This is a genomic window from Rahnella sp. CFA14(1/10), assembly GCF_004195095.1.
Lineage (GTDB): Bacteria > Pseudomonadota > Gammaproteobacteria > Enterobacterales > Enterobacteriaceae > Rahnella > Rahnella perminowiae.
The window spans coordinates 1-17730 of record NZ_SEWS01000001.1; the positions used below are offsets into that span (position 1 = coordinate 1).

Consider the following 17730-nt stretch of genomic DNA (forward strand, 5'->3'; position numbering starts at 1 on the left):
GTGCAGTACCGCGTAAAATAGTAAAAGGCCGAGCAGGCTAAGCCAGAAAATCGGCACGGAATACCCGAGCAACGACACCAGCCTTGCCGCATTATCCAGCCAGCTTCCCGGTTTCCATACCGCCAGCAACGCCAGCAAAATCCCGAAGGTGCCGCCGAGCAGGATGGCACAAGTCGCCAGCTCAACCGTTGCCGGGAATGTACGCATCAGATCGCTGGCCACCGGCTGCGCGGTAATACGGGAAATTCCCATATCGCCGTGCGCCAGGTGATCGAGATAACGGACAAATTGTACCGGTACGGACTGATCGAGACCTAAATCGCGACGCACCTGCGCATAGGTGGCTTCGCTGGCGTGATCGCCGGCCACCTGTAACGTCGGATCAATCGGGGCGAGATGGGAAAGCGTGAAAGTAAACGCCAGCAGTCCGAGCAGCGTCAGTGCCAGCGAAATCACGCCGGTCAGCAAACGGCCTGACCAGCGCCAACCCTGCCGGACGAATCCGGCGGGTGTTGAACTGTCTGCCATTACTTCGTGACCTTGCTGTAAAAGACCATGTCAGGGTTGATGCCCTGCACGTAACCTTTAATGTTGTCGCGTACGGCAATCAGGCTTTTGGCTTGCAGACCAATCACAAACGGCGAGTTTTTCTGGACTTCCAGCTGCAACTGACGGTAATCCGCCACGCGTTTGGCCTGATCCGGTTCCGCAATCGCAGCCAGCGTCAGTTTATTGAGTGCAGGAATGGACCAGTTAGCGCGCCATGCCAGTGTTTTGCTGCTCCCCTCTTCCGGGTTGAAAGCAAACGCTGAAGCGTTGGTGTTCGGGTCAAAGTAATCCGGTCCCCATGACGACATATACGCGTCGTAATTGTGTGATTTCACTTTGGTAGAAATCTGCGAGCTCAAACCCGGATCCAGTTTCACCGTTACGCCGCCCTGCGCAAAGCTGGCCTGCAGCGCCTGTGCGATATCCAGATACGGCGGCTGATTGGCGGTAGAGAGTGTGAAACTGACGTTATTCAGCCCGGCTTTCGCCAGAATCGCTTTGGCTTTTGCCGGGTCATAGGTGTATGGCGTGTCGTTCAGCGCGCCCAGATAGCCTTCCGGCAGGAAGGCCTGATGCACCTGGAACTGATCTTTCATCAGATCATGAGCAATGTGGTTGTAATCGAACAGGTAGCGGGCCGCTTCCCAGAATGCAGGATTACCCAGCGCCGGGGAGGCTTTGACATTGAACTGCATGAAGTACAGTGAGGCATACGGGATCGCCAGAGGCTTAACACCCTTTTTACCGGCGAGTGCAGCCATCTGGTCAGAACCGAGATTACGCGCCATATCGGCATCCCCCTGCTCGATCAGCAAGCGGCGCGCAGCAGGATCCGGTACGTTTTTGATCAGAATGGTTTTCAGCTTCGGCGCGCCTTCCGGTGAGGTCGGGTTCGCAGATAAAATCACGACTTCATGCGGTATGTAGTTACGGATCTGGTAAGGGCCGGAACCGGCAGAATGATTGCTCAGCCACTGGTGACCAAGGTCGTCAGCGGTGGCGTTAGCTTTCACCAGTTTACTGTCCACGATAGAAGATACCGGCGCAGACAGCAGGCTCAGCACGAATGACGGGCTGACATCGGCAGTCCAGCTGACTTTCACATGCTGGTCATCAATCTTAGTCAGGAAGGTATCGACGTTTTTATCGGTCCAGCCCAGTTGCGTCAGGATAAATGAAGGCTCCAGATTCAGCTTCACCACGCGTGACAACGAGAATATGACGTCATCGGCAGTCAGCGGATTGCCACTGGCAAAGGTGACTTTCGGTGACAGCGTGAAGGTCAGGCTGCGGTTATCTTTGCCTGCTTCCCAGGAGGCCGCCAGCGTCGGTTTTAAATCGATCGGATTGTTCGGGTCAGACTGGACCAGGCGCTGATAAATATTATTAAAAGCCTGAACCGTGGTCAGTTCAAATCCCTGCGCCGGGTCAAAACTGGAGGTGTCATCAATGGATTGTGCGATAACCAGCGTATCCGGCGGCGTAGCAGCCTGCACGGAGAAAGTAGCCGCAATAGCCGTAAACAGAACGGACGGTAATAAAGCTTTCATCAAGACAGACTCTCCAAGGTAGCGAAATTGCTAAGATTTTGTTGAGTGTAAAGTTTCTTCTATCTGGCAGAAAGTCTGATAAAGACTATCGTTATGCGAATTTTGCATAACGTTATCTGATTGGTTATTAATGAGGCAAGACGGGGCTTTGCGGCGGATTGTTACTGTACAAAGGCCGTGGTGGAAATATTTTATGAACAGCGAAAAGGCAGGCGCTTAAAACGGGAGAGATTAATGAAATGGCTGCACGGCAACCCCGCACAGCCGGCAATACCAGACCCGACGTTAACTCAGTCCCGGGACATCCAGCCCCGGAGAAACAGACAACAGCATCCGCACCTGTTTGACCAGCTCGCTCATACAATCGTCACGCATGCCGTAGTTGTTCAGCTCTTTTTCCAGTGCAAACAGGTATTGCGCATTGGTGCCGAGCGGGCCGCTGGCCTGCGCAATCAGTGGGGCGATAACCTGATAATCGGTATCGGCTTCATATTGCGGGTGCGAGGGATCCATAATAAACACCAGCGCGGTCACCTTGCGGCCATCGTCGAGATCCAGTTCGCACCAGGTCGGACGGTAACAGCCGGTGAGCATTTCACGTTTCCACAGCAGTTCGAGTTCATCGAGAAGGGTGTCTTCAGGCAGACGGAACGCCAGGCCAGTGGTTTTGCCGCCATCCCGCAGCGCCAGCATACGGCCGGGTTGCGCAAGGGTGCCACGCCCGGCGGTCAGACGCAGACAGAAGGCACGATGATAACCGTGCAAGGTGGCAGGCCGCGCCTCTTCTGAGTCAAAAACCGGGTTCCACATCAGTGAACCGTAACCAAAAATCCAGACCGGGCTGTTGTCGGGGCGACGCGCCAGCGTGCAGCACAAAGAGGCAGCGCGCTGTTCAGGGGTCAGTAGCATCGATTCATCAATGCTGCCAAATGCTGTTTTGCAATCTGCGTTACGCAGGAAATCTCGAGTTAACATTCATTCCCCCAGGTACGACTTACTTTTGAACATGACATGCTGTTAACGCTGTGTTCTCCGCTGTGGTGGGTTTCATCTGTTGATGTTATCGGACAGTTTTTGCCTGAGCTTCAGGCTGCGGGGCAATTTTATTAAGAAGTTTCGTATACCCCCACAGGATGAAACCTTATTCGTTTCTTTCGTTGCAATCAAGGTTGAGAGTGATCACAAAAGGAAAATAAAGTGATTATTTTATGAACATTGTATGAATGTTGATATTTCGGGCGGGAATAAAACAAAAACGGAGGGGCGGGCAGGTCTTCAGGCAGGTGAGGGAACGCCCTCACCTGCCATAAACATCAGGATTTCTTAGGGTGCCACTTATCATCGTCTCCTTTTTTATATCCATGTTTCACTGCAGCCCAGGCAACTTTGTGCGCCGTTTCCTCCCGGGAGTCATCGCCCTGCCGGTCTTTGGGTTTTTTATATTCATCCCATGCGCTGTTAAACGCTTCCTTATAGATATCCTGTGCGTGGGCAGGCAGCACGTTGCGCACGGATTCAGGCAACGCTGCTCGGTTCTGATAAGGCATAGTCGTCTCCTTTTTCATGGCGTGCATGGCACTGATAATTTTTGTGTGCGGTGTGTACGCACAATGTTAAGTCTAGCTGCTACCCTCAAAGGACTCCGCCAGATTATTCTCGTTATCGTGCTGCTGGCGGCACCTCGGCGCCAGTAATTTATAGGGGTACTCCCGGTATTTACATAAATTGACGCATAATCGCTATATTTTCGTTATATCATATTAATTGGTTGTTTTAAAAAGACTTAGTATTTTAACAATCACAATTAATTTAATTTTTATCATCATTTAATCCAAATCCCGGCCTGACAAATGAAGGCTATTGCATGCTTTATGTCTTAAGCCTGATTTTATCCTGTTAATAGGTTAATTTATCTACTATACTTAATGGGTTATACCTTAATGCTGCCAGGCATTTTGCTGACAACTGACAGACAGGCGGTTGTTATTACGTGAGCGTTTATAAGGAGAATAATCATCATGGTGTCTTCACAGGAACATCCAAAAATCAAAACCCGCCATCAGGAATACTCCCTGGTTTTTCCCATCGCTGCACTTCTCGTTCTCGTCCTCTGGGGCAACAGCAGTAACTTCGCCTCGGTTGTCGGCATTAATCTCATCGCGCTGGTCGGTATCCTCGCCAGTGCGTTCAGCGTCGTACGCCATGCCGATGTTCTGGCGCACCGTCTTGGCGAACCGTACGGGTCGCTGATCCTCAGCCTTTCCGTCGTGATCCTCGAAGTCAGCCTGATTTCGGCCCTGATGGCGACCGGCGATGCCGCCCCCGCGCTGATGCGTGACACGTTATTCTCGATCATTATGATTGTTACCGCCGGTCTGGTGGGCGTGGCACTGTTATTAGGCGGGCGTAAGTTTGCGACACAGTATGTCAATCTCGGCGGTATCAAACAGTACCTGATGGCGATATTCCCGCTGGCGGTGATTGTGCTGGTGCTGCCTGCCGCCTTGCCGGCGGGCAATTTCTCGACGCCACAGGCGTTGTTTGTGGCAGTGATTTCAGCCGCCATGTACGGCGTATTTCTGCTTATCCAGACCAAAACCCATCAGAGCCTGTTTATCTACGAGCATGAAGATGAAGGCGAAGAAGAGGGTCATGGCAAGCCATCGTCAAAAAGCAACCTGACACACACGCTGTGGTTGATCGTCCATCTGGTGCTGGTTATCGCGGTGACCAAGTTCAATGCTAATCCGCTGGAAAGCCTGCTGACAGAACTGAATGCCCCTGCGCAGTTCACGGGTTTCCTGGTCGCGTTACTGATCCTCTCTCCGGAAGGTCTGGGCGCACTGAAAGCCGTGCTGAAAAATCAGGTGCAGCGCGCCATGAATTTGTTCTTCGGCTCCGTGCTGGCGACAATTTCACTGACCGTTCCGGCAGTGACCGTCATTGCCACGCTGACAGGCCAGGATTTGATTTTCAGTCTTGACCCGGCAAACATTGTGGTGATGCTGGCAGTGCTGATTCTGTGCCAGATTTCCTTCTCCACCGGCCGTACCAATGTATTAAACGGTACCGCGCATCTTGCGTTGTTTTGTGCCTATATGATGCTGATAATGCTTTAACCCCCTCTCCTGCGAAGGCGGAGGCACAAAAAGAAAGGCCGCTCAGATAAGCGGCCTTTTTCATGGGAACGATGGGAGAATTAAGAGTAAGCGTGCAAGGTGCGTTTACACAGCTCCGAACGCACACAGTCCTCTTTACCAAACTGAATGATGCCGATCATCTCGTCTTCTTCGAAGCGGGACATTGCATCGCTGAGCCCCGATACTACGCCACGTGGTAAATCGCACTGGGTAATATCACCGTTAACAATCACCGTCACATTTTCGCCGAGACGGGTCAGGAACATTTTCATCTGGCTGGCTGTGACATTCTGCGCTTCGTCCAGAATAACCACCGCGTTTTCGAAAGTACGCCCGCGCATATAAGCGAATGGCGCAATTTCCACCTTGCCTATTTCCGGTCGCAAACAATATTGCAGGAATGATGAACCCAGACGACGTAGCAGAATGTCGTAGACCGGACGGAAATAGGGTGCAAACTTCTCAGAAATATCACCGGGCAGGAAACCGAGATCCTCATCGGCTTGCAATACCGGACGTGTCACAATAATTCTGTCGATTTCTTTGTGAATTAATGCCTCTGCCGCTTTCGCAGCGCTGATAAATGTTTTGCCGCAACCGGCTTCACCGGTGGCAAAAATTAACTGCTTATTCTCTATGGCTGATAAGTAATGACCTTGAGCTTCAGTACGCGCTTCGATGACGGACGTATCGCGGGAGTCGCGAGCCATGCCGATCGATTCCAAACCGCCCATCTGTACCAATGACGTCACAGACTCTTCCTCGCGCTGGCGGTGACTGCGTGAATCATTACGAATAACACGTTTTGCTTCACGACGAGCTTTGATCACTGCTTTCTGTCTTCCCATAGTGGCACCTTACAGTTTGATTCACTTAACGCTAAGGCATAATGCCCGCACGGTTATGTTTCACTAACAAATGAGGTTTTGGTCTCCTTTTAGACCAAGTGGAGCCAATGAATAACGTGAAGAGGAAAAGAACCTGAAGGGATTAACGGAAACTCTTTGGGTTGTTTTCTGTTCACGAGGAGGCATTGTCAATAATGACAAACCGCTGACCCATACAATAAAACGTCCAGAATAAAAGCCAGTGATATTCACATCATTTTCACCAACAAATAGGCGGTCAGTTAAACAACAGGGTTGGGGTTGGGTGGATGATATCTTTTGTAAAAAGCGGTAGGAAAAAACTGAAAGTAAATCCTGAAATAATAGAGAGTCGGAAGCCTTGCCCCCGTTTGCATTTAAGCAACAACGGGTGAATGAGAAAAGTGGATTATTTTCGATCAACAGCCCAAACATGGACTTTACCATTCGCGCTCCCCGCAGTGTTATTAACGGCACCTGCCGTACACCTCGTGAAAACTACCGCTTATAAATGTCAGTATAATGACAACTGAAACATTTGCGTTACCAAAATGTAAAAAAGTTTGCGGATGGCGTCAATAGGATCATGCGGATCTTTTTCAGATCCTCTTTAATCGTGCTGAATTTCTCTCAGCTCAGCAGATTATTTTTCTTTTCATTGATGAAGTAACTGTTAATCCCTTCGGCCAGCGCATGGGCCATTTTCTCCTGAAACACCGGCTCACCCAGTAATTTTTCTTCCTGTTTATTGGTGATGAAGGATGTCTCCACCAGCACGGAAGGAATACGCGGAGATTTCAGTACCGCAAAACCTGCCTGTTCCGGATGCGGGCTGTGCATGTGATGGACTTTACTGATATTTGCTGCCAGATGTCTGCCAAAATCCAGGCTGCGGTGAATGGTTTCGTGCTGGTCGAGATCAAACAGTGTTTCTTTAAGATATTGATCGTCCGTTTTAAAATCGTCGTCGTACAACACATCGACGCTGTTTTCGCTTTGCGATAAATAGCGCGCCATCGCACTGCCTGCGCCGTGTTCAGACAGTGCGAAAACCGATGCTCCGGAGACCAGATCGTTGGTGAAACCGTCGGCATGTATCGAGATAAACAGATCCGCCGCATGCTGATGCGCCAGGCTGACGCGGTGATAAAGCGGAATAAATACATCATCCTGCCGGGTCAGCACGGCGTGAATACCGTGCTGCTGGCTGAGCAAAGTTTGCAGGCGTTTGGCGATATGCAGCACGACATGTTTTTCATAAGTGCCTTCATTACCGATTGCCCCCGGATCCTTGCCGCCATGACCCGGATCGATCATGACCAGCAGCGGTTTCTCCGCCTGCGGCGAAGGGGACACGACCGGCCCAATTGCGGCAGCATGGCTTTCTGCCGATATCGTCACCGTCAGGACACCATTTTCCGTGTTACGCGTAATCTTCGGTTTACCGTTCACCTGCAACACGATGCGCGCCACCTCAGGGCTGAAATGAGCAATGCGCCCTTCTGTGACCCAGGAAAACTTCTGCCGCACCACGGTCAGTGCATGCTCAAGTTCCGGCGGAAATGATGTCAACGGCATATCAATCACGACCCGCTCCGGCGCACTGAGCATAAACACGCGACAGCGTTTATCTGCCGCAGGGAGTGCCAGGTGAATCTGACTGGCATCTGAAGTCATGGTGATCCGCACCGCTTTTTGGGCGGCGTACAAACGCGGCGCGGTCAGCGAAAGTCCGATGCCAAAAATCAGTAATTTTCTGCGGGTATGGTTGATGGTCATAACAGTCTCAGAACAGGCAACGTAATAAATCAGTTTTGCGATTTATCATCATGACATTACTGAGATTTTTTTGGATGAGGCGGAGTATTAACAGGCGATGAAATGCGTAACCAGGCGTAAAAATGATGTCTGGTTTGGGTTCCTCTGGGATCGGCTCCCTCCCCGGCGAAGGGAAGGAGTTAAATTACGCTTCGATTAACGATTGTCCGAGATAGTGACTTTCGTCTTTATTGCCCGGTAACGTGAAGAAGAAGCCACCGCCGTTAGGGCGGATATATTCTTCCAGCGCTTCACCGTTCAGACGTTTCTGCACGGTCAGGAAACCTTTTTCCAGGTCATGCTGATAACAGACAAAAACCAGTCCCATTTCCAGTTGCCCGGAATTAGTCACACCCAGGGAATAGCTGTAGCCACGGCGCAACATCAGGCTGTCTCCGGTGGCTTTAGTGCGCGGATTCGCCAGACGGATATGCGCATCGAGGCGGATCGTCTTGCCATCCGGGTCTTTTTCGTAATCCGGCACGTCGTGCTCTTTTTCCATCCCCAGCGGTGCGCCGGTGGCTTTGTCGCGCCCGAAAATAGACTGCTGCTCCTGCAGCGGCGTACGGTCCCAGGATTCCACCTTGAACGGGATCAGACGTGTCACCTGATAACTGCCGCCCACCGTCCAGGCCGGTTCGCCCTGCCCGCCGGTCACCCAGATAACTTTATCCATCAAAGGCTTATCTTTGGCATCCGGGTTCGCCGTACCATCCTTAAAGCCCAGAAGATTGATCGGCGTTTCTTTGCCCTGACTGCGCGCCGCATGGGACGAAATAAAGCCGTCACGACGCCAGCGTACGCTGAGTAAATCAGGCGTATATTTGATGATGTCCCGCAGCGCATGCACCACGGTATCGCTGTTGTTGGCGCAAATTTGCAAGGACAGGTCACCGTGGCAGAGTTTGGCATCCAGTGAATCATTCGGGAAACGTGTCATGCGTTGTAATTTCAAAGGCTTATGTGGTGCCAGCCCGAAGCGCTCATCAAACAGAGAATCCCCGACAGAAAGCGTCATGGTCAGATTGTCCGGGTAGATTTCTGCGCCCATCACCCCTGAATCCATGGGCGGAAATTTCGGATCCATTGAAGGCGCAGTGCCACCTTTGGTCAGGAAGGCAAAACGTGAATCGAGGAGACGGAAAAGACGCTCCAGATCAGCTTTGTTAGTGGCCAGCACGTCAAAGGAAACCAGCATCATCGATGCCTGTTGCGGCGTTAAAATACCCGCCTGATGCTCGCCATAATAGGGTTGCTTACCCCAGCGCTCGTCAGGGGAAACAGTCCCTGGTGTATATTCGTTCTTTGCTTCGGGTGTTTTCTCAGCCTGCGCTGTGGCTGCGCCGCCCAGGGCAAATGCCCCGCCTAACAATCCCACGCCCTTGAGTAAACTGCGGCGGGAAGAAGAAACTTCGTTCTGATTATCGTTTTTGTTGCTCATTGCTATGCCTCAGGAATTTAAAAGCGCCTCCTCCTGCGCAGGGGGAGGCGCTAAAGATATCAATCTAAACCAAGTACACCGCGCAGTTTGGACAAGTCTTCTGCCAGCGTGGTGATAGGACCTTTCATTGCGTTACGGTCCGCATCAGACAGTTTTTCGTAATTCTCGTAACCGTCTTTGGTTTTATATTTGTCCAGCAGCGCATCAACGGTTTTGAAGTTGGCGTCGATTTTATCCAGCAACGGTTTGTCGGCTTTGACCAGCAACGGACGCAGCAGATTGACAATTTTCTGTGCGCCATCAAGGTTGGCCCGGAAATCCCACAGATCAGTGCGGCTGTAACGATCTTCTTCGCCGCTTATTTTGCTGGCGGCCACTTCTTCAATCAGGCCCGCTGCGCCGCCGACCACTTTACTTGGCGGGAAGGTCAGCTCTGCGATACGTTTTTGCAAATCAACGGTATCGGCATACAGCTTGTCGGCAAACGGTTCGGTGCCCTGGGTGGTTTTGTCAGCGAAAAGGATTTTCTCCAGACGGTGGAAACCGGTGAAGTTAGGATCTTCGGCTTTTTTCTCGAAATCATCTTCACGGGCATCGATGCTGCCGTCCAGATCAGAGAACAGTTCGGCAATCGGTTCGATGCGCTCATAGTAAACACGGGTAGAAGCGTACAGGGATTGCGCTTTCGCCAGATCGCCCTTCTTCACCGCGTCCGTAAAGGCTTTGGTATGTGCCACCAGTTCAGCCACCTGCTGAGTCACATACACTTTGTATTCCGCAATCGGGCCGACCAGCGCCATGGCGTCAGGCTTGCCGGAAGCGGCCGTACCTTCAGCGGTAACCGTCAGTTTACCTTTCGGATTGCTCAGCAGGCCGCAGGTCATGTCGTATTCGCCCGGCTCAAGGTTAGCCGTCATTTTCTGCGTGAAACCCGGCGCCACGTTTTCACGTTCTTCCACCACCATCACGCCTTTGAGGATTTCCCATTCCAGGTTTTTCTGACTGTTGTTATGGATAACAAACTGAGTTTTACCGGCCGGCACGGTCAGCGTCATCGGTTCACATTGTTTGTCATTAACAGCAATTTTGACCTGACGAACATCAGCAGCCAGCGCGTTGGCGCTCAGCGCAAAGGCCGGCAGGGACAACAGGGCGATCTGTAAAGCTTTACGGCGAAAATGTGGCATGTGTAACTCCGTGGCAAGGGCAAAATGAGGAATGAAGTTGATAAAATTAACGTTGTGTTTTTTGCCCGGCAGAAACCGGCGCAGCCACAGGCGATTTACTCTGTGGAATAAAGAACAGGAACAGCGCGGGGATCAGATACAGGAAATACACCGCAACTTCGCTGACCGTCGGCGCTTCCTGATACCCGAACATCCCTTCCAGCAAGGTGCCAAATAAAGAGTGTGTGGATAAAGTCCCGCTCAGATCAAAGGCAATGTCCTGCATACGGTTCCACAACCCCGCTTCGTGGAACGCGCGGATAGCGCCCGCAGCCAGTCCGGCGGCGACAAACAGGATGAACAGGCTGGTCCATTTGAAAAACTTCGCCAGATGCAGTTTCACGCCGCCGTAATAAATCAGGAAACCCAGCACGATGGCCGCGCCGAGGCCAAGCACTGCACCGATCGGGGCTTCAATACCCACGTCTTGCTGGAAGGCTGCCAGCAGGAAAAACACCGATTCCAGCCCTTCACGCGCAACCGCAAAAAACACCATCGCAACCAGTGCCCAGCCCTGACCGCGACCGGAATTCAGCGCATGATCAATCGCCCCTTCCAGATGCACTTTGATAGACCGTGACACTTTGCGCATCCAGAACACCATGTATGTCAGAATGCACACCGCGACGACGGCGACGATACCTTCAAACAGCTCCTGTTGTTTTTGCGGAAACTCACCGGTCGTGGCATTGATGAAAAGACCGAGCGCCAGGCACAGCGCAGCGGCGATGAAAACGCCAATCCAGACCACACCGAGCCACTGCCCGCGTTGCGTCCGTTTGAGGTAGCTGGCAATCAGGCTGACGATCAGCGCAGCTTCCAGCCCTTCGCGAAACATAATGAGAAACGGAACGAACATGACGAGCTCCCGGCCCCTGAATTCTGACGAACCACAGAATGTATGAGGCCTCTGTAAAGAAAAGTAAAAAGAAACGATAGTGATTATCATTCTTGCCAAAAGAAATACAAGAGGCAACCGATCCTTTTTTTGAAAGGGGATCGGTAAATACACATGAAAAAATCAGACGGAAGGCTTATGCGGCGGATAATGCTGAAAACCGGGGCCTGAATGACCCCGGTCTGAGTGACACAACAGGAGATTATCGGTTAAACAGTTTTATATTCCGCTTCCGCGGCGGTGAAACGCTGCTCAACAGCGGCGGAAGGCTTACGCCCCGTCAGGCTGACAATCCAGATAGCCAGTGACGCGAAAATGAAACCGGGAATGATTTCGTATAATTCAGCCCAGCCATATTGTTTCCAAAGGATCACCGTTATTGCACCGACCAACATCCCCGCCAGTGCACCGTTACGCGTCATACGTTTCCACATCACGGAAATCAGGATCACCGGCCCGAATGCGGCACCGAAACCGGCCCAGGCATAACTGACCAAACCGAGAACCCGGTTTTGCGGGTTGGCAGCCAGCGCAATAGCAATCAGCGCCACGATCAGCACCATTGCACGCCCCACCCACACAAGTTCGCGCTGACTCGCGCCTTTTCGCAGAAAAGCTTTGTAGAAATCTTCAGTAATGGCGCTTGAACACACCAGTAGCTGACAACTCAGGGTACTCATGACCGCTGCCAGAATAGCGGACAACAAGATCCCGGCAATCCACGGGTTGAACAGAATTTTCGCCAGCTCGATGAACACGCGCTCACCGTTTTGCGTCACGTTGCCCGCTTCAGCCGGATTATTGCTGAAGTACGCGATGCCGAAGAATCCTACAGCGATGGTACCTGCCAGACATAAAATCATCCATGTCATGCTGATACGGCGCGCTCTGCGGATAGTGAAGTGAGAATCGGCCGCCATGAAACGCGCCAGAATGTGCGGCTGACCGAAATAGCCCAGCCCCCAGCCCAGCAATGACAGTATCGCCACCAGATTCATGCCCTTAAACATATCAGTGTATTCAGGATTTTTGGCTTTGATGACCATCATCGAGGTATCAATGCCGCCAACGGCGAGGATGACGATAACCGGTGTCAGGATCAGTGCGAAAATCATCAGGCTGGCCTGCACGGTATCGGTCCAGCTGACGGCCAGAAAACCGCCGATAAAGGTATAAAGGATAGTCGCCGCCGCGCCGGCCCACAGCGCGGTCTGGTACGTCATGCCGAAGGTGCTTTCAAACAGACGTGCACCGGCCACGATGCCGGAGGCACAATAAATGGTGAAGAACACCAAAATCACAATCGCGGAAATAATGCGCAGCAGCTTGCTCGAATCTTCAAAACGATGCGTAAAGTAATCCGGCAACGTCAGCGCATTGTTATTGGCTTCGGTGTGTACACGTAGCCGCCCCGCCACCAGTTTCCAGTTCAGGTATGCGCCGATAGTCAGACCAATCGCGATCCAACTTTCCGAAATGCCGGAAATAAAAATCGCACCCGGCAGCCCCATTAACAACCAGCCACTCATGTCGGAAGCACTGGCGGACAGCGCCGTGACCACGCTGCCCAGACTGCGTCCGCCCAAAATATAATCATCAAAGTTTTTGGTTCGTAGATACGCGATGAGCCCAATCAAAATCATCCCGAAAATATAAACACAAAACGTCACCAGCATCGGTGTGTTCATTGTCATTCCATTCTCCACTTTCTTATTTTTTGCGATGTTGTCCGGCACCTGTCTGTCCCGACAGCACTCCACCCGAAGTGCTGCCAAAAACCTGCCGGGGCGAGATGATGGCTGAAACCTCTAAAGGTTGCAGCAAGACTCTCCATATTTTTATATAGTCACTGACTCTGTATGGTTTTTATTCAAAATTACTGTCGAGCCGGATACTGGTTTAGCCTTATCCACTTTTCAATATTTTTAACATTTCAAATACACAAAATTCACCCTCCATCACAGTTATCCGCAATACGGGTTGTACTTTGCAGCGCGGAAAGTTGCACCCGATACAACCCTTGATATTGACGCCATGACAAGACAGGCAAGATCCATGCCGTTATTTTCTTGTTAAAAATGCCAGGTGAATCACAACAGGCACACTTCATGCATTAACAAGGTTGCACAAGGTTGCAACATAGAAGATATTGCTCGACATAAAGATAACGAATTCACCTGAAATTTTTCATATGGAGTGTTTGCGCATGGGTATGACCACGATGGGCGTGAAGCTGGATGAAGGTACGCGTGACAGGCTAAAAGAAGCGGCTCACAAAATTGACCGCACGCCGCACTGGCTGATCAAACAAGCGATATTTTCCTATCTTGAACGGCTGGAAAACGGCGATACACTGCCGGAAATTCCGGCACTGAATGGCGCTGCACCTGAAAGTGCGGAAGATGCCGCTGTACAACCTGTTCAGGAAGCCCATCAGCCATTCCTTGATTTCGCTGAGCAAATTCTGCCACAGTCGGTCAGCCGCTCGGCTATCACCGCCGCCTATCGCCGCCCTGAGCCTGAAGCCGTATCCATGCTGCTTGAACAGGCGCGTCTGCCTGCCCCGCTCAATGATGCAGCGCTGAAACTCGCGGCTGATATCGCCACCAGACTCAGAAACCAAAAGAGTGCAAACGGCCGCGCCGGGATGGTGCAAAGCCTGTTGCAGGAGTTCTCTCTGTCTTCTCAGGAAGGCGTAGCGCTGATGTGTCTGGCGGAAGCATTGCTGCGTATCCCCGACAAACCGACACGCGATGCGTTAATCCGCGACAAAATCAGCAACGGTAACTGGCATTCACATCTGGGACGCAGCCCGTCGCTGTTCGTTAACGCCGCAACCTGGGGTTTGCTGTTCACCGGAAAACTGGTCGCGACACACAATGAAGCAAGTCTGTCAAAATCTCTGAACCGTATTATCGGTAAAAGCGGTGAACCCCTGATCCGCAAAGGCGTGGACATGGCGATGCGCCTGATGGGCGAACAGTTTGTAACCGGTGAAACCATCGCCGAAGCGCTGGCCAATGCCCGTAAACATGAAGAAAAAGGTTTCCGCTATTCCTACGACATGCTGGGAGAAGCCGCGCTGACCGGAAAAGATGCCCAGGCCTATTTACTGTCTTATCAGCAGGCGATCAATGCCATTGGCAAGGCATCCAATGGTCGCGGCATTTATGAAGGCCCCGGCATTTCCATCAAACTTTCCGCCCTGCACCCGCGTTACAGCCGGGCGCAATATGAACGTGTGATGGAAGAATTGTATCCGCGCCTGCTTTCGCTGACCTTGCTGGCACGCAGTTACGACATCGGCATTAACATTGATGCCGAAGAAGCTGACCGTCTGGAAATCTCTCTCGATTTGCTGGAAAAACTGTGCTTTGAACCGGAACTGGCCGGCTGGAACGGTATCGGCTTCGTGATCCAGGCGTATCAGAAACGTTGTCCGATGGTCATTGATTACCTGACCAATCTGGCACAGCGCAGCCGCCGCCGTCTGATGATCCGCCTGGTGAAAGGCGCGTACTGGGACAGCGAAATTAAGCGCGCGCAAATGGACGGTCTGGAGGATTATCCGGTTTATACCCGCAAGGTTTACACCGATGTTTCCTATCTGGCCTGCGCCCGTAAACTGCTGGCCGTGCCAAACCTGATTTATCCGCAGTTCGCAACGCATAACGCCCACACCGTGGCGGCGATTTATCAACTGGCCGGAAATAACTATTATCCGGGACAGTACGAATTCCAGTGTCTGCACGGCATGGGTGAACCGCTGTACGAGCAGGTGGTGGGGAAAATTTCTGACGGCAAACTGAACCGCCCGTGCCGTATTTATGCCCCGGTCGGTACACATGAAACGCTGCTGGCGTATCTGGTGCGTCGTCTGCTGGAAAATGGTGCGAACACGTCCTTTGTTAACCGTATCGCTGATGCCACGTTACCGATCGGGGAACTGGTTGCCGATCCGGTTCTGGCAGTTGAAGCGCTGGCCGCCAGTGAAGGTCAGTTCGGACTACCGCACCCGCGTATCGCACTGCCGCGCAATCTTTACGGTGACAAACGCGTCAACTCTGCGGGTCTGGACATGTCCAGCGAACACCGCCTGGCATCCCTGTCCAGCGCCCTGCTGCAAAGCGCCAGCCATCCGGTAAAAGCACAACCGATAATTGATGCGCAGACGGATGATGGCGAATTCCTGCCGGTGATCAATCCCTCTGAGAACAGCGACATCGTTGGGTACGTCCGTGAAGCCACACAAGCCGAAATTGGCCGGGCGCTGGATGCCTCAACCGCTGCCGGTGCGATATGGTTTGCGACACCTCCCGAAGAACGTGCCGCCATCCTGCAACGCGGCGCAGAACTGATGGAAGCGCAGTTGCAAAACCTGCTTGGTGTGCTGGTGCGCGAGGCAGGAAAAACCTTTAATAACGCCATCGCTGAAGTGCGTGAGGCCGTAGATTTCCTGCATTATTACGCCGGGCAGATCCGCGAAGATTTCGCCAATGACACACACCGTCCGCTGGGGCCGGTGGTCTGTATCAGTCCTTGGAACTTCCCGCTGGCGATCTTTACCGGTCAGATTGCTGCCGCGCTGGCCGCAGGCAACAGCGTACTGGCAAAACCCGCTGAACAAACGCCGCTGGTCGCTGCGCTGGCTGTGGGGATTCTGCATGAAGCCGGTGTACCGGCTGGCGTATTGCAACTGCTGCCCGGTCAGGGGGAAACGGTCGGTTCGCAGCTGGTGAATGACGAACGTGTCCGTGGTGTGCTGTTTACCGGTTCGACGGATGTCGCGGGTATCTTGCAACGCAACATTGCCGGTCGTCTGGATCCGCAGGGACGTCCGACACCCCTTATCGCCGAAACCGGCGGCCTGAACGCCATGATTGTTGATTCTTCCGCGCTGACCGAACAGGTGGTCATGGACGTGGTGGCCTCGGCCTTTGACAGTGCCGGCCAGCGTTGTTCAGCTCTGCGTGTGTTATGCATTCAGGAGGATGTCGCCGATCACACGCTGCAAATGCTGCGCGGTGCGATGGCGGAGTGCCGCATGGGCAATCCGGAGCGTCTGAGTACCGATATCGGGCCGGTGATCGACGCCGAAGCCAAAGCCGGTATCGAAAAACATATCGATGCGATGCGTGCCAAAGGCCGCACCGTGTATCAGGCCACGCAGGAATTTACCGCTGACCAGCAGGAGTGGAGCCGCGGTACTTTTGTGAAACCCACGCTGATCGAGCTGGAAAGCTTTGATGAGATGAAGAAAGAAATCTTCGGACCGGTGCTGCACGTGGTGCGCTATGCCCGTCAGGACCTGGATACGCTGATCGGTCAGATTAATGCTGCCGGTTACGGCCTGACGCTGGGCATTCATACCCGCATCGACGAAACCATTCATCGCGTTACGCAGCAGGCGCACGTCGGCAACATGTACGTGAACCGCAATATGGTCGGTGCCGTGGTGGGTGTGCAACCGTTCGGCGGCGAAGGTTTATCAGGCACGGGGCCGAAAGCCGGTGGCCCGCTGTATCTGTATCGCCTGCTGAGCAGCCGTCCGCAAGACGCCGTACCGCAAACCCTGTTACGGCAGGATCGCGAACTGCCGCTCGATACCTCCGTCCGCGAGGCCTTGCTGGAACCTCACCGCGCGCTGCAACAATGGGCGACAGAACAGAAGCACCGCGAGCAGTTCGTCACGGTTTGTGAACGTTTCGCCCAAACCAGTCAGGGCGGTACCTTGCGTACCCTGCCGGGACCTACCGGCGAACGCAACACTTACGCGCTGTTACCGCGTGAGCGCGTTCTGGCGCTGGCTGATAATCAGGACGATGCCCTGATCCAGCTTGCCGCCGTCACCGCGACAGGTTGCCGTATTCTCTGGCCGGAAGCGCCGTTGCAACGTGATTTGTTCAACAGCCTGCCAAAAGTGGTACAGGCGCGTATCGATTTCGCCAAAGACTGGCAGACCGACACGCAGGTGTTTGACGCGGTGATTTACCACGGTGATGCGGATCAGTTACGCGAACTTTGCCAGACCATTGCCCAGCGTCCGGGAGCCATTATATCGGTACAGGGCTTTGCGCGCGGTGAGGACAATATTCTGCTGGAACGTCTGTTACATGAACGTTCACTGAGCGTGAATACGGCTGCCGCCGGGGGAAATGCGAGTCTGATGACGATCGGGTAAAGCAGGAGTTGCAGGAGAGCCGCTGCAAGTGGGCGGCTTTTAAAAAGCCTGAGGAAACTTT

13 protein-coding genes are annotated in these 17730 nt (G+C 52.8%); 2 read left to right on the forward strand and 11 right to left on the reverse strand.

Annotation, left to right across the window (positions count from 1 at the left end):
- The 4 genes from EVX52_RS00005 to chaB all read right to left on the reverse strand — a co-directional run.
- Nucleotides 1-528, reverse strand: a 528-nt coding sequence (locus tag EVX52_RS00005; protein WP_129990359.1) for an ABC transporter permease, incomplete at its 3' end; no start/stop codon positions are given.
- Entirely contained in the window at nt 528-2099 is a 1572-nt protein-coding gene (locus tag EVX52_RS00010; protein ID WP_129990360.1) for an ABC transporter substrate-binding protein, read from the reverse strand. The genes EVX52_RS00010 and EVX52_RS00005, both read right to left, overlap by 1 nt.
- 285 nt (nt 2100-2384) lie before the next feature.
- Nucleotides 2385-3074, reverse strand: coding sequence for a gamma-glutamylcyclotransferase (locus tag EVX52_RS00015; protein ID WP_129951467.1), 690 nt, complete (start codon nt 3072-3074; stop codon nt 2385-2387).
- A gap of 338 nt (nt 3075-3412) precedes the next feature.
- Complete coding sequence (chaB, locus tag EVX52_RS00020) at nt 3413-3646, reverse strand: putative cation transport regulator ChaB (protein ID WP_129951468.1); 234 nt, start codon at nt 3644-3646, stop codon at nt 3413-3415.
- A 471-nt stretch (nt 3647-4117) separates the two neighbouring features.
- Here chaB and chaA point away from each other — a divergent pair, with 471 nt between their 5' ends.
- On the forward strand, nt 4118-5218 hold the full coding sequence (gene chaA / locus EVX52_RS00025; protein WP_129951469.1) for a sodium-potassium/proton antiporter ChaA: 1101 nt from the start codon (nt 4118-4120) through the stop codon (nt 5216-5218).
- Between the two features lie 80 nt (nt 5219-5298).
- On the opposite strand, the gene phoH is transcribed toward chaA, so the two are convergent.
- The 7 genes from phoH to putP form a co-directional block, all read right to left on the reverse strand.
- Nucleotides 5299-6087 carry a phosphate starvation-inducible protein PhoH gene (gene phoH / locus EVX52_RS00030; protein ID WP_120131086.1) on the reverse strand — a complete coding sequence of 263 codons (789 nt, stop codon included), beginning with the start codon at nt 6085-6087 and terminating at the stop codon, nt 5299-5301.
- Between the two features lie 63 nt (nt 6088-6150).
- Nucleotides 6151-6552 carry a hypothetical protein gene (locus tag EVX52_RS00035; protein WP_129990361.1) on the reverse strand — a complete coding sequence of 134 codons (402 nt, stop codon included), beginning with the start codon at nt 6550-6552 and terminating at the stop codon, nt 6151-6153.
- A gap of 183 nt (nt 6553-6735) precedes the next feature.
- Entirely contained in the window at nt 6736-7884 is a 1149-nt protein-coding gene (locus EVX52_RS00040; protein WP_129951471.1) for an N-acetylmuramoyl-L-alanine amidase, read from the reverse strand.
- Between the two features lie 184 nt (nt 7885-8068).
- Nucleotides 8069-9364 carry an iron uptake transporter deferrochelatase/peroxidase subunit gene (gene efeB, locus EVX52_RS00045; protein WP_129990362.1) on the reverse strand — a complete coding sequence of 432 codons (1296 nt, stop codon included), beginning with the start codon at nt 9362-9364 and terminating at the stop codon, nt 8069-8071.
- 59 nt (nt 9365-9423) lie between these two features.
- Nucleotides 9424-10551, reverse strand: coding sequence for an iron uptake system protein EfeO (efeO, locus tag EVX52_RS00050; protein ID WP_129951473.1), 1128 nt, complete (start codon nt 10549-10551; stop codon nt 9424-9426).
- A 46-nt stretch (nt 10552-10597) separates the two neighbouring features.
- On the reverse strand, nt 10598-11449 hold the full coding sequence (gene efeU / locus EVX52_RS00055) for an iron uptake transporter permease EfeU (protein ID WP_129951474.1): 852 nt from the start codon (nt 11447-11449) through the stop codon (nt 10598-10600).
- Between the two features lie 248 nt (nt 11450-11697).
- Nucleotides 11698-13182 carry a sodium/proline symporter PutP gene (gene putP / locus EVX52_RS00060; RefSeq protein WP_129990363.1) on the reverse strand — a complete coding sequence of 495 codons (1485 nt, stop codon included), beginning with the start codon at nt 13180-13182 and terminating at the stop codon, nt 11698-11700.
- A 512-nt stretch (nt 13183-13694) separates the two neighbouring features.
- On the opposite strand from putP, the gene putA reads away from it, so the two are divergent.
- Nucleotides 13695-17669 (forward strand): trifunctional transcriptional regulator/proline dehydrogenase/L-glutamate gamma-semialdehyde dehydrogenase, encoded by a 3975-nt coding sequence (gene putA, locus EVX52_RS00065; RefSeq protein ID WP_129990364.1) that lies wholly within the window; start codon nt 13695-13697, stop codon nt 17667-17669.
- The last annotated feature ends 61 nt before the right edge of the window (nt 17670-17730 follow it).

Bases quoted from the DNA above. Each gene is read 5' to 3' on its own strand.
- EVX52_RS00010 (WP_129990360.1), bottom strand. From the start codon at position 2,099: ATGAAAGCTTTATTACCGTCCGTTCTGTTTACGGCTATTGCGGCTACT.
- EVX52_RS00015 (WP_129951467.1), bottom strand. From the start codon at position 3,074: ATGTTAACTCGAGATTTCCTGCGTAACGCAGATTGCAAAACAGCATTT.
- chaB (WP_129951468.1), bottom strand. From the start codon at position 3,646: ATGCCTTATCAGAACCGAGCAGCGTTGCCTGAATCCGTGCGCAACGTG.
- chaA (WP_129951469.1), top strand. From the start codon at position 4,118: ATGGTGTCTTCACAGGAACATCCAAAAATCAAAACCCGCCATCAGGAA.
- phoH (WP_120131086.1), bottom strand. From the start codon at position 6,087: ATGGGAAGACAGAAAGCAGTGATCAAAGCTCGTCGTGAAGCAAAACGT.
- EVX52_RS00035 (WP_129990361.1), bottom strand. From the start codon at position 6,552: ATGGTAAAGTCCATGTTTGGGCTGTTGATCGAAAATAATCCACTTTTC.
- EVX52_RS00040 (WP_129951471.1), bottom strand. From the start codon at position 7,884: ATGACCATCAACCATACCCGCAGAAAATTACTGATTTTTGGCATCGGA.
- efeB (WP_129990362.1), bottom strand. From the start codon at position 9,364: ATGAGCAACAAAAACGATAATCAGAACGAAGTTTCTTCTTCCCGCCGC.
- efeO (WP_129951473.1), bottom strand. From the start codon at position 10,551: ATGCCACATTTTCGCCGTAAAGCTTTACAGATCGCCCTGTTGTCCCTG.
- efeU (WP_129951474.1), bottom strand. From the start codon at position 11,449: ATGTTCGTTCCGTTTCTCATTATGTTTCGCGAAGGGCTGGAAGCTGCG.
- putP (WP_129990363.1), bottom strand. From the start codon at position 13,182: ATGACAATGAACACACCGATGCTGGTGACGTTTTGTGTTTATATTTTC.
- putA (WP_129990364.1), top strand. From the start codon at position 13,695: ATGGGTATGACCACGATGGGCGTGAAGCTGGATGAAGGTACGCGTGAC.